This is a genomic window from Flavobacterium sinopsychrotolerans (assembly GCF_900110375.1).
GTDB classification, from domain to species: domain Bacteria; phylum Bacteroidota; class Bacteroidia; order Flavobacteriales; family Flavobacteriaceae; genus Flavobacterium; species Flavobacterium sinopsychrotolerans.
This window is the reverse complement of the sequence record NZ_FODN01000009.1, coordinates 58,154-71,962: the sequence shown is the minus strand read 5'-3', so window position 1 is coordinate 71,962 and position 13,809 is coordinate 58,154. Positions and strand designations below refer to the sequence as shown.

The 13,809-nt window shown below is 33.4% G+C and carries 9 protein-coding genes; 1 reads left to right on the top strand and 8 read right to left on the bottom strand.

Annotation, left to right across the window (positions count from 1 at the left end):
- Positions 1-40 precede the first annotated feature (40 nt).
- From BMX64_RS14205 to BMX64_RS14180, 6 genes are read right to left on the bottom strand one after another with little or no spacing between them, the layout of a single operon-like run.
- A complete protein-coding gene (locus BMX64_RS14205; protein ID WP_091173663.1) occupies positions 41-805 on the bottom strand; it encodes a hypothetical protein in 765 nt (254 codons plus the stop codon).
- A 2-nt stretch (positions 806-807) separates the two neighbouring features.
- On the bottom strand, positions 808-1,497 hold the full coding sequence (locus BMX64_RS14200; RefSeq protein ID WP_091173661.1) for a YjjG family noncanonical pyrimidine nucleotidase: 690 nt from the start codon (positions 1,495-1,497) through the stop codon (positions 808-810).
- Positions 1,498-1,506: 9 nt separating this feature from the next.
- The gene (radC, locus tag BMX64_RS14195) at positions 1,507-2,202 is read right to left on the bottom strand and encodes a RadC family protein (RefSeq protein WP_091173658.1); all 696 of its coding nucleotides are present in this window, start codon (positions 2,200-2,202) and stop codon (positions 1,507-1,509) included.
- Between the two features lie 12 nt (positions 2,203-2,214).
- Entirely contained in the window at positions 2,215-2,673 is a 459-nt protein-coding gene (locus BMX64_RS14190) for a GNAT family N-acetyltransferase (protein WP_091173654.1), read from the bottom strand.
- A gap of 7 nt (positions 2,674-2,680) precedes the next feature.
- Positions 2,681-4,036, bottom strand: coding sequence for a UDP-N-acetylmuramate--L-alanine ligase (locus tag BMX64_RS14185; RefSeq protein ID WP_091173648.1), 1,356 nt, complete (start codon positions 4,034-4,036; stop codon positions 2,681-2,683).
- Between the two features lie 43 nt (positions 4,037-4,079).
- Positions 4,080-4,778 carry a tetratricopeptide repeat protein gene (locus BMX64_RS14180; RefSeq protein WP_091173643.1) on the bottom strand — a complete coding sequence of 233 codons (699 nt, stop codon included), beginning with the start codon at positions 4,776-4,778 and terminating at the stop codon, positions 4,080-4,082.
- A 131-nt stretch (positions 4,779-4,909) separates the two neighbouring features.
- Here BMX64_RS14180 and BMX64_RS14175 point away from each other — a divergent pair, with 131 nt between their 5' ends.
- The gene (locus BMX64_RS14175) at positions 4,910-11,404 is read left to right on the top strand and encodes an alpha-2-macroglobulin family protein (RefSeq protein WP_091173639.1); all 6,495 of its coding nucleotides are present in this window, start codon (positions 4,910-4,912) and stop codon (positions 11,402-11,404) included.
- Positions 11,405-11,467: 63 nt separating this feature from the next.
- Here BMX64_RS14175 and obgE read toward each other — a convergent pair whose 3' ends face one another.
- Both obgE and BMX64_RS14165 read right to left on the bottom strand, forming a co-directional pair.
- Positions 11,468-12,469 carry a GTPase ObgE gene (gene obgE, locus BMX64_RS14170; RefSeq protein WP_091173634.1) on the bottom strand — a complete coding sequence of 334 codons (1,002 nt, stop codon included), beginning with the start codon at positions 12,467-12,469 and terminating at the stop codon, positions 11,468-11,470.
- A 65-nt stretch (positions 12,470-12,534) separates the two neighbouring features.
- The gene (locus BMX64_RS14165) at positions 12,535-13,809 is read right to left on the bottom strand and encodes a hemolysin family protein (RefSeq protein WP_091173629.1); all 1,275 of its coding nucleotides are present in this window, start codon (positions 13,807-13,809) and stop codon (positions 12,535-12,537) included.

Here is a 13,809-nt window from a genome sequence, read left to right as displayed (position 1 = left end):
ATTTTTTATGAAACTATTTTCGGTAACAGATTTCTAAAGTCTAAAACTTAACGGCTACTTTTTCAGAAATTAATTTATCGTTTTTATAATATTCAAAATACCACTGATTATCTTTTAGAATTAATGAACCTTGAACCGTGTCTTTAATTGCGATAAAGGAATTCGGCTGAGAGGTTTTGAATAACTTCATAATAACTTTTGGCGTGCTATCGATTAATTGAAAACCAGTAGCTGTAAGCTGTGCATACAATAAATTAGAATCTGCGAGCACAGTATTAACAACAACAGGCTCACTCACAACAGTCTTGAATACAGCAATCGTTTCTGCCGCAGGCTTAGCAACTTCTAGTTGTGTAGCAGGTTGAACTTTAGTAATTGTACTCCCGTTGTATTTATATTTCAAACTATAAACAGAATTAAAGGCTTCGTTCAACGCTTCGCTATAAGCAACTTGATATTCCTTTTCTTTACTTTTTCCAACAACGGATTGATAGATTATTTTACCATAACAATCCTTTAGCGTTAAAAATAATTTAGAGATCAAAAAGCCATTTTCTCTTAACACATCAATATAGAGCAAACTACATCGGTCACTATAATCATTTGGAATAGTCTCATTAGTATAAAATGCTTCAAAACCTGCTTTCTTTAGATTGAACTTAGTTAATGTATTCAAACGATATTGATTTTCAGTCTTGAGAAAATCAAATTTTACAGGAACAATAACAGCTTTGTAATCATTCACAGACTGGGAATAGGAATAATTAATGACCAATACTAACAATAATAAAAATTGCTTTTTCATCTTTATAAATATTTTTTAAGTTCTAATAAATGATTAATTTGTTTGATATGCTCTTCAACATGCATTTTACTTTCATTAAAAAAAATAGCATCCAATCCAGCGTCAAGTGCTCCTTGAACGTCTGCGTCTAAGCTATCTCCTATCATGATGCTGTTTTCTTTTTTGGCTTTGGCCAAATCTAAAGCATAATCAAAAATAATGGAATTTGGTTTTTTTACTCCAGCCATTTCTGAATTAGTAATAGTCTGAAAATAAGAACCGATTTTTGAATTATTTAATTTTTTAAATTGCACATCTGCAAAACCATTGGTTATAATATGCAAATTATATTTAGGTTTAAGATAATCCAATACTTCCACTGTTCCATCAAAAAGATGATTGTTCTCTGGCAAAAACTTGATATAATCATTCGCAATTGAATCAATTTCCTCATCAGAAATCGAGTAATTTATTGCATCAAAAGAATACTTGAGTCTATTGTAACGCAATTCTTCATGAGTAATTTTATCATATTGGTATAATTTCCAACATTCTTGATTTATTGGAACATATTTCTCAATAAAATCTTTAGTTATTACTGACGGATGATTTTTATTGAAAATAGTTTCAAAAGTCAGTTCTGAATTTTTGTCAAAATCCCAAAGTGTATGATCTAAATCAAAAAAAACGTCCTTTATATGTGTTTGTTTCATTTTATATTTTTAAAATATTCCTTCATCCGCAAAGCTGAAATAACTGGTTTCAGTTACAATGAGATGATCCAATACTTTTATTTCTAAACTATCGCCTGCCAATTTCAATTTCCTTGTAATCTGTTTATCGGCATCGCTAGCAATCAAAGTTCCCGAAGGATGGTTGTGACACAATATCAAAGCAGTAGCTCCCATTTCGAGCGCTGTTTTAAAAACAATTCGCACATCAACTAATGTTCCGGTGATTCCGCCCTTACTCAACTGGGATTTAGCAATCACTTTATTCGAATTATTCATGTAAATAATCCAAAATTCCTCGTGTGGCAATTCCCCAATAATTGGCTGCATGATTTCGAAAATTATTTTACTCGAAGTTATTTTCTTCAACTCCACTGCATCTTCTCCTCTTCGGCGTCTTCCTAATTCTAAAGCGGCAATTATAGAAATTGCTTTCGCCTCTCCTATTCCTTTGAATTGCATTAGTTGAGACAACGATAATTTCCCCAATGCATTCAAATTATTATCAACACTAGCCAAAATCCGTTTGCTTAAATCCACAGCTGATTCACTCCTACTTCCTGAACCAATCAAAATGGCAATTAATTCCGCATCACTCAAAACACTTTTGCCTTTGAGCATTAGTTTTTCGCGTGGCTTATCGTCTTCCGACCAATTCGTTATAGGGAAAAAGAAATTTTCAGCCATTCATTTTGTTGTTTAAATTGGTTTTCGCATGCAAATACTATTTTCTAAACCTAAATAAGGGTCGTAATTATCAACTATGTCATATCCTGTTTTCTGATATAAAGCAATCGTTTCTTTTTGTTTGTATAAAGTTTCCAAAACAGAAAACGAATATCCTAACTCATGTGCCCAACCTTCTAATTCACGTAAAATTGTTTGCGCCAAGCCCATTCCTCGAACTTCAGGTGAAACAAACATACGCTTTATTTCAATTGTATTTTTATCGTATTTTTTGAAACAACCACAACCAACGGCTTTGTCTTCTATATAAAGAATGACGACATTTGGATTTAATTCCAAAATATTATTCCCCCAATAATCAGATTTTAATTCCGGATAACGCTCCCATAAACTTTCATCTAATGCTTTGATCAAATTTTCAAAATCTGGGTGTTCACTGGTAGTTTTAACAATCCTTACTTTGTCTTTCATACCAATTTTACTTTACCAATTCCTTTACTTCATCAAAGTTTAATCCGCCGTAATTACCGGAACTCATCAGCAACAAAGCCGAATTTTCAAGGTTTAAGTTAAACAAATAGTCCTTGAAATCTTTTGGATTTGTATAAATAATCAAATCTTTTCTATTAAAAGCATTTGCTATTTGGTCGTAGGTCACTTCTTCCAGCTGTTTGATTTTTACCGCATCAGGCGAATAAAAAACAACCGCTTTATCAGCATATTCTAATGCGCCTTCGTATTCTTTTAAAAACTCAGCGTTCAAGCTGCTGTAGGTATGCAATTCTAAACAAGCCACTAAAGTTCGGTTTGGATATTGTTCTTTAACTGCTTTCGTAGTTGCAGCCACTTTGCTTGGTGAATGGGCAAAATCTTTATAGGCAACTTTTGTTTTACTTTCTGCTATTTTTTCCAATCGTTTTGAAGCACCTTTAAAACTGGCAATGGCTTCATAAAAGTCAGCTTCATCAACGCCCATATTTTGACAAATCCATTTGGCTCCAGCCAAATTATTAAGATTATGCGCTCCAAAAACTTCAATTGGCATGTCGCCTTCTGGAGTTTCCAGCAATGTCACACCGTCATTAACCGCATATTTTGGCGTATGATACGCTAGTTTTCGGATTGGGTTTGTCGCGGCTTCTGAAATACGCTTTACTTCAGCATCATCTTCATTGTATACTAGAATCCCACCATTTGTTATTTTGCCAATAAAAATTTCGAACTGTTCTACATAATTTTCATACGTTGGAAAAACATTAATATGGTCCCAAGCTATTCCTGAAATTAAGGCAATATTAGGTTGATACAAATGAAATTTAGGTCGGCGATCAATTGGCGAAGACAAGTACTCATCTCCTTCCAAAACAATAAAATCATTCTCTTCTGTGAGATGCACCATCGTGTCAAAACCTTCCAGTTGTGCGCCAACCATGTAATCTACAGCAATGTCATGATAGTGCATAACATGTAAAATCATTGAAGTTATCGTTGTTTTTCCATGAGAACCGCCAATTACAACACGTGTTTTATTTTTGGATTGTTCGTAAAGAAATTCTGGATAAGAATATATTTTCAGTCCTAATTCCTGCGCTTTTAATAGTTCAGGATTATCTGCTTTGGCGTGCATGCCAAGAATTACAGCTTCGATGTCTTGAGTTATTTTTTCAGGAAACCAACCTAATTCTGGAGGCAAAATTCCCTTTTTATCTAATCTTGATTTTGATGGTTCAAAAATCGCATCGTCGCTACCCGTAACTTGATACCCTTTGTTGTGCAGTGCTAAAGCCAGATTGTGCATAGCGCTTCCGCCTATAGCTATAAAATGTGTACGCATTCTAATTTTGGTTTATGGATTTTGGATTCAGGAGAAATTATAATCAATTCTGAATTTTTTTATTATAAGTTTCTAATATTGTTCTTGCCTTTTCAGGATCCCGCATTTTGTTCTTGTACAAGCTGGCTAACTTTTGATAACTTGTTTTAGAACCTCCTACAAGAATTGCTTTTTTATATTGTTGTTCTGCAGCTGTATATCTTTTAAAATATTCGTCAATATGTCCTCTTGACAAATAACCGTCAACGGGAGATAATCGCAATAACTCATTGGAGTATTTTATAGCTTTAGATTCACTTCCACCAACAATTCCAGGTAACTGAATGTATAATTCTATCAATGCCCAACGCGACTCAATATGTTTTGGATTCAGACTGATTGCTTTTTCAAAGGAAGCTTTCACTTCATCAATCATTCCAAGGGCTTTAAACTTGTTTGAATCTTTGGCCTTCATGCCTAAAGCACCACCATATTTATAGTGATAATTAGCCACAGAAGGTTTCAGCTGTTTTAGTTTTTTATAATACCCAATTGCTTTATCCCAAGATTTATCATGACCAGCTATGTCTCCAAGATACTCAATCGTTTTTAAATCCGATGGATTGGACCTTAAAACAGATTCAAAGACCAATTCAGCTTGATCCATTTTATCCGCCTTATACAGTTTTTCTGCTTTTTCAAAATCAGACTGACTCCACATCATAACCGGTAGAAATACAAATAAATAAATAATATGTTTCATTCTTCAAAAATAGGGAAATATGATAAATTAGATTTGATTTTAAGTAAATATTAGTAATTTAGTAAGAAATATTTTCTAATATTAATTTCGCTTAATTCAAGAATAATTACACCTTATTTTAAAATCAACTAATGAAAAATATTTTCTTAATCCTCATTTTATTTTCTACTTCAATTTTTGGACAAAATTATGACAAAAACTGGCTTAAAGTAATTGAATATGAGAACGAAGGAAAAATAAAATCAGCCAATGAAATAGTTTCAAAAATTCATCAAAAAGCTTCTCGTGATAAAAACGAAGTGCAAATCATCAAGTGTTTTTTCTACGAATCCAAATATTTACAAGTGTTGGATGAAGATGCGCAAACCAAAATCATAAACAATTTGAAAACTGAAATCGATAACGCTTCAGTTCCATCGAAAGCGATTTTGAATTTAGTATATGCAAAATGTTTGATTGATTATCAAGAGCAAAATTCCTATTTACTGTACAACAGAACCAATACTGTAAGTTTTGACGATCAATTTTTAACATGGACTTCAAAAGACTTTTCGGAACAGATCGATCGTGCTTTAGAAAAAACAGTCCTTAACGAAGCAATATTAAAACAAACTTCGTTGAGTAATTACCTTCTTATTTTTGATTATAATAATGAAGAAAAAACAAAAAAAGACAATCTGTTTAACTATTTGTTAAAAGAAAACATTACGTTACTTACTCCGCAGATTCCGCATTGGGAAGTTCAAAAAAAGGAATTCTTATCGTTTGAAAAAGAACTTTTAGGAAATTCAGCAACTTTTTTACAACTAAATTTTGATTTTGTCAAAAATGAAAAACTAAAAAAAGTGCTTGAATTGTATCAAAAACAAGAAAAAAATACTCCTAATTTAGAAAATCAATTCGACAGAATTCAATTTTGTAATCGCGTTTTGCTAGATTCTGATAAAACATTTATGAAATCCTTAAATACAATTCAAAAAGAATCTAAAGACCTAATTCTGAATCAAAAAATTCAGTTAGAAAAAGCCATTATTCTCTACAATCTAGCTTCCAAAGAAATACATCCGGATTATAACATTAAAGACGTTGCAACTCTTGACAGCATTATCAGCATTAATAATCTTTCTAATGCACACAAACTGGCGCTACAAAAGAAACAAAATATTAGTTCTAAATCACTGAATATTCAACTTCAAAAATTCAGTTATACTGATGAAAACACCAGAGCATTTATTCGGTATAAAAATCTAAATCGTCTTTCGGTTTCTTTCTTTAAAATAGACCAAAACACGACTAAAGACTTCCGAAACTCCCCTTACAACAAAGACAGTTTAGTAGCTGCAATAATTAAAGACAAAAAACCAATTGCATCTAAAAACTATGAACTTGAAAAAAAGAATAATTATTTCGAATACAGCACTGAAGTACTTTTACCGCCATTAAAAACAGGAAGTTATTTGGTTTATTTTGAAAGTGATTCTGACATCAAGAATACAAAAGCATTTGCTTACGAAACTATTACAGTTTCAAACATTGCAGTTCTAACTTCGGAAAACGATAAGAAAGAAAACTATCAGGTACTGGATAGAAAAACCGGAAAACCCATAGAAGATGTTTCTATTAAACTATTAAATCAAACTATTATAACCGACAAAAATGGCGTAGCAACCTATCTCAAAGAAAACAACAACCGCAATTATAGCCTTATTGAATTTACATCAGTAAACGACTCTCTGCTGCTGAATAGTCGTTACTCGAATTATTATTATAATGATTACACTTCTGTAAAAAACCAGAAAGCAAAAGGCAAAGTCGAATTTTATTTAGATCGAGCCATTTATCGTCCTGGACAAACGGTTTATTATAAGGGAATTGCTTTTCGAAAAGAACTAGACAAAACGAGTATTGTTGCAAAAACTACTTTCAAAATTACAATCAAAGATACAAACGGTGCTGTTTTCAAAGAATTTAATATGATTACCAATGAATACGGCTCTTTCTCCGGAGAATTTTTATTGCCTAAAAATGGACTGACAGGAAATTTCAGAATGACAGCTAACAAACCGGATAAAAATGATACAAATTTTATTTTTGTTAAAACAAAAGACGAACATCCTTTTTGGGATACTGTAAATTATGACAATTCTGAAATATATTTCCAAGTTGAAGAATACAAACGTCCTAAATTTGAAGTGACTTTCGAGTCTTTTAAAAATGCGTATCAAGTTAATCAAAAAGTAAGCGTAAATGGACTTGCCAAAGCTTTTGCAGGAAGCAACATTTCCGATGCAAAAGTAACCTACAAGGTCACACTTATTCCGTACACCTTAAACAACGGTTACTATTACAACCAAAACGGCACATCAGAAAGTATTTTAGTTGGAGAAACTAAAACAGATGCAGCCGGAAAATTCGAAATAAATTTCGTTGCTAAACCATTTGAAAATACCTCCAAAGAACAGTTACCCATTTTTGAATACTATATCTCTGCATCCGTTACGGATAGTAATGGCGAAACCCACCAAACCCAAACAAATGTCAGGATTGGCTACCATTCTTTGACTCTTAAAGCAACTATACCATACCGAATTGAAACCAAAAATAAAAACGAAATACAATTTAATAGCACCAATCTCAACGGAGAATTTTTAGCCGTTAAAGGCGAAATCAAACTCTATTATGTGAGTCCTTTTTCGACAAAATTTAAATCCAGAGTTTTTCCGCAACCAGAAATTGAAACCATCTCAAAAGAAGATTTTGAGCGCTACTTTCCGTACGAATACAATAATCAACCAAACGCTGTAAAACCCACAGAAATTCTTGTCTTTTCTAAAAAAATTGACACTGAAAAAGACAAGAAATTAGCACTAGATTTTATTTCAAATTACAAATACGGAAATTATAAAGTAGTTTTTTCTGCTAAAGATGCTTTTGAAAATCCAATAGAAACCATTTCTAATTTCCAATTGATACAAAGCAAAGACAAAATCGATTCAAGTAAATTATTTGTCGCTGAACAAATTAATACTGATGCTAAAAAAGATGGTTTTGTTTTAGTAAAATTAACGTCGGTTATTCCAGAACTGTATATCAACACCACTGGAAATTACCAAAGTTTCCTTTATTTTGAAAATACTTTCCACTTGCAAAACAACGAAACTATTGTCAAAATCCCCCTAAAAAAAGAATTTGAAAAAAGTATGAAGATCGGTTTTGAAAGTATTTTTGAAAATCAAACTTTCTACGACCAAATAGAAGTAATTCTCAAAGAAGAAGAACCCAAATTAGAATTTACTGTAGAAAGTTTTAGAAACAAAATACAACCCGGAAGCACTGAAAATTGGTCATTTCAATTAAAAACATCTAACACTACTAAAGAAGCTGAAGTTTTGGCCTCAATGTATGACAGTTCGTTAGATCAGTTTGCCAAAAGAGATTGGAATGGTTTGAAATTTAATGGCTATAACTACAACTCTGATAACTTTAAAACGAGTTTAGGATTTGATAAGACATCGAGTTACATTCGGAATCTGAATCCTATTTTAAATCGCATAGACCTGAATTACGAAACTACCAAATTAATGTGGTTTGGATTCAACATAAACGATTCTTTCACAACAATGCAACTAAAAGAATACCAAAAACAGCTAAATAATAAAAGTAAAAAACCGCTAAATTCAAAAATGATTTCAGGGATAGTTTCTGACGGCCAAGAACCATTAGCGGGCGTGAGTGTTATTGTGAATGGGCTTGAACGAGGCACATCAACTGATTTTGATGGGTTTTACCAAATAGAAGCTGCAACTGGCGAAGAACTAACGTTCTCCTATATTGGGTTCGAATCTCAGAAAATCACAATTGACTCAAACATAATTGATGTGCAGTTAGAGGAATCCAGTAATAGCTTAGAAGAAGTAATTGTTGTGGGATATGGTAGTGTAAAAAAGAAATCTTTAACTGCGGCTGCACCGGTAGTTCTAGAAGAAGCAGACAATCAAATTTATAACAGTGCAGGAATCGAGATGAAATTAGAAGGAAAAGCTAGTGGAATAACAATTAGAGGAAACTCAAGTATTTCAGGTAACTACAAAAATGCCTTGTATATCGTTGATGGCGAACCAACAACTGAAGAACAATTCAGATTAATTTCACCCTCCGACATTATTGCTATTGATGTTCTAAAAGGTGAAAAAGCCTCTGCATTATACGGAAGCAAAGGAGCTAACGGCGTCATTATCATCACTACCAAAAAAGCATTAGAAGCCTTGACTCAAGTGAAAGCCAGAAAAAACCTCTCGGAAACTGCTTTCTTTTATCCGAATTTAAAAACAGATGCGAAAGGAAAAGTAAGTTTCAATTTTACTTCGCCTGAAGCTTTGACTGCTTGGAAACTCCGATTGTTGGCGCACAACAAAGAGGCCGTTTCTGGTTATGTAGAAAAAAATGTGATTACTCAAAAAGAGTTAATGGTTACACCAAATTTCCCTCGTTTTTTCCGAGAGAAAGATTCGATAGTCATCACCGCAAAGGTGGCAAACATTACCAATGAAGCCAAAACTGGAATTGCTCTTTTGCAACTCTTTGATGCGACCACAATGCAGCCAATCGATGTTAAAATGGAAAACGCAAATACAGTAAAAAACTTCAAAATTGCTCCTTTTGGAAATACAACCGTGAATTGGAAAATCTATATTCCAGAAGGTCTTCAAGGGGTTCAGTATAAAGTTTTGGCGAAAGCAGGAAACTTTTCGGATGGTGAAGAAAACATACTGCCCGTTTTGACCAATAACATGCTGGTTACCGAAAGTATTCCAATTTGGGTCCGAGATAATTCCAAGAAAGAATACACCTTCGAAAACCTAAAAAACAACAGTTCGACCACTTTACGAAACCATCAATTTACGTTAGAATACACATCAAATCCAGCTTGGATTGCCATTCAGTCGTTACAGTATTTGATGGAATACGAACACGAAAGCGCCGAGCAGACCTTTGCTCGATATTATGCGAATGCTCTCGCTTCTGAAATTATTTCAAGCAATCCAAAAATCTCTAATCTATTCGAAACTTGGAGAAAAAACGGAAAATTGAATTCGAAACTGGAAGAAAACGAGGAACTGAAAGCAATGATTCTTGCTGAAACTCCTTGGATAAATGATGCTCAAAGCGAAGAAGAGAAAAAGAAAAATCTTGCTTTACTTTTCGATTTGGAAAAAATGAAAAATGCACAAGAAACAACTTTTGATAAGCTGAAACAAAAACAAATTTCATCTGGAGGTTTCACATGGTTTGAAGGAAGTACCGAAAATGAATACATAACCAGACATATTTTGGCAGGTTTAGGACATCTTTCGAAACTAAGTAATAATGAAAATACCACTTCCAAAATCAAACAAATTTCCGCAACCGGAATTCCGTTTTTGGACCAAAAATTTTTACAATACCATAAAACCAGAACGGAAAAATTAAAAACAACCGAAAAATTGATTTGGTTCAATCCACATTCCGATTTACATTATTTATATACCAGAAGTTTCTACCTTGAAAATTATCCACTTTCGGACACGTTAAAAAAAGCAACTAAATTGTATCTCGAAACCGCTAAAAAAGATTGGTTGACTTACTCTTTATATGAAAAAGGATTGGCTGCTTTGACTTTAAATCGCTTTGGCGAAAAAGAAACTGCCAAAAAAATTCTAGAAAGTTTAAAAGAAACCGCTTCTAACAACGATGATTGGGGAATGTATTGGATTGCCCACAAATCAGGCTGGTATTGGTATCAGGCCCCGATAGAAACCCAAGCACTCTTGATTGAGGCCTTCGCCGAAATTGGTAATGATACCAAATCAGTAGACGCCATGAAGGTTTGGTTATTAAAAAACAAGCAAAGCAAAAACTGGCCGACCACAAAATCCACCACCGAAGCAATTTATGCTTTATTGATGCAAGGAACCGATTGGTTGAGCGTCAAAGACAACACAATTTTTAAAATTGGAACCGAGAAAATATTGACTAAAAAATTAGCTGAAAACGAAAAAGAAGCAGAAACAGGTTACGTAAAGCTCAATTGGAAAGCAGAAGAAATCAAAAAAGATATGGCAAATATTTCTATCGAAAACAAATCGAAAGTTCCTGGTTTTGGAGGTGTTTACTGGCAATACTTTGAAGAATTAGATAAAATAAAAACCAATTCTGGCACTGCATTATCAGTTTCCAAAGAATTGTATGTAAAGAAAAATACTGGCAAAGGAGAAATATTGGAACGAATCAATTCAAATAATCCATTAAAAATTGGAGATTTAGTTACAGTTAGATTAGTAATTTCTGCCAAAGAAGATATGGAATTTGTGCATTTAAAAGACATGCGTGCTTCTTGTTTTGAACCCGTAGATGTGCTTTCAGCTTACCAATACAAAGATGGATTGGGTTTTTATAAAAGCACAAAAGATGCCGCAACTCATTTCTTTTTTGACCAAATAAACAAAGGAACTTATGTTCTGGAATACGATGTTCGGGTAAATAACAGTGGTGATTTCTCAAATGGAATTACAACTATTCAAAGTATGTATGCGCCTGAATTTAGCAGTCACACCAAAGGAATCAGAATAAAAACTATTGAGAAATAGCAATAAAAAAACCGTTTCGCAATATATACGAGACGGTTTTTATAATGTATTTAAAATCAAGAATTAGTCATTCAACATTTTCCATAATTTATCTTTCAACTCTGTTAAACCTTGTTGAGCAACAGAAGAAATAAACATATAAGGAACATCTTTGAAAGCTACATCTAATTCGGTTTTCAATTCTGCTTTTAACTCATCATCCAACATATCGCATTTAGAAATTACCAACAAACGCTCTTTATCAAGCATTTCAGGGTTGTATTTCGTCAATTCGTTTACCAAAATATCATATTCTGCTTTGATATCTGGAGTATCCACTGGAACTAAAAATAGCAAAGTCGAATTACGTTCAATGTGACGCAAGAAATAATGTCCAAGACCCTTTCCTTCGGCCGCACCTTCAATAATTCCTGGAATATCAGCAATTACAAAAGATTGAAAATCTCTGTAGGCTACAATTCCAAGATTTGGTTTTAAAGTTGTAAAAGGGTAATCCGCAATTTTTGGTTTAGCGGATGTTAGTACCGATAATAGTGTTGATTTTCCTGCATTAGGAAAACCTACCAAACCTACATCAGCTAGTACTTTCAATTCTAAAATTACATCCATTTCCACACCAGGTAATCCAGGCTGTGAATATCTTGGCGTTTGATTCGTAGAGCTTCTAAAATGCCAGTTACCTAAACCTCCTTTTCCACCGCGAGAAAGAATTTGTTTTTCACCGTCATCGGTAATTTCAAATAATATTTCTCCTGTTTCTTTGTCTTTTACAACGGTTCCTAAAGGAACTTCAATGAATTTATCGTCACCATCAGCGCCTGTACTTCTATCACCACTACCATCTCCACCATTTCCAGCTTTGATATGTCTGGCGAATTTTAAGTGAAATAATGTCCAAAGACCTTTATTACCCACCAAATATACATGTCCTCCACGTCCACCATCACCACCGTCAGGTCCGCCTTTTTCAATAAATTTTTCTCTGTGCAAGTGCGTAGATCCTTTTCCTCCTTTACCGGATGAAACATATATTTTAACATAATCTACAAAATTCCCTTCTGTCATTTTTTTTAATTTCAGATTTCAGCTTTCAGATTGAACACATTCAAACTTCCAACATACATCTATTTTTATAATTTAATCGCCTTCACCATCACTTTATCAATCTTCACGCCATCCATATCGATAACTTCTAACTCAAATTTTTGCCAAACTAATTTCTCCCCTTGTTTTGGAATATGAGAGAGTTCAGTCATTATTAGTCCGCTTACGGTAGTTACTTCATAATCATTGATTAATTCATCTAATTCAAAGTAGGTCAAGAAATCGTGTAAAGAATAATGTCCGTCAACCAGCCATGTTCCATCTTCTCTTTCTATCAACTGAAAATCATCTTTATAAAAATCTGAAGCATCACCAACCAATGCTTCCAGAATATCATTCAAGGTAATTACTCCTTGAAAAACACCATATTCATCCGATACAAAAGCATAATGAATTCCTGATTTTTTAAAATTTTCTAAAGCTACATAAGCCGTAGTTTGCTCCATCATGAAAGGAGCTTCGGTCATAATAGCAGACAAATTGAAGTTTTCATTTTCAAAATGAGCAAAAATGTTTTTCAGATTTACAACCCCAACAATATCATCATAATTTTCACCGTAAACCGGATAAATAGAATGCAACTCCTTAAGCATAAATTCCCTAACTTGCTCTTTATCAGAATGCAAAGGTAAAAAAACCACTGACTTCCTGTGTGTCATCAATGAATTTATTTTTCTATCACCAATGTGAAAAACGCGCTCAACAATATCTTGTTCTATTTCCTGAACTTCACCACCTTCAGTTCCTTCTTTGATAATTGCCTTTATTTCCTCTTCGGTTACTTTACCGTCAGCGGTGGGTTTTATCTGTAAAATATCCAATAAAAAATCAGTTGAATGCGTCAACAACCAAATAAATGGCGCGGTAACTATTGAAACTATTTTCATCGGAAGAGCCACTGCTTTTGCGATTGCTTCCGGATGGTTTAGTCCAATTCTTTTTGGTAATAATTCCCCTAAAACAAGAGAGAAAAAAGTCAAAGTAACAACAACTATACCTACCGCAACTGGATGCACATAAGGCACCAAAGCTTCAAATCCTTTTATAAAAGTTTCAACATCTTTAGTTATTTTGTCTCCACTATAAATACCGGTAAGAATTCCTATCAAGGTGATTCCTATTTGTACAGTTGATAAAAACTTATTGGGAGAATTTGCCAAATCTAAAGCGATTTTAGCACTTTTATTTCCTTTTTTCGCTGCGGTTTCTAGTCTATTTTTTCGTGCTGAAATCAATGCAATTTCCGACATCGAGAAAACCCCATTTAACAGTATCAGAAAAAATATTATTACTATTTCCAA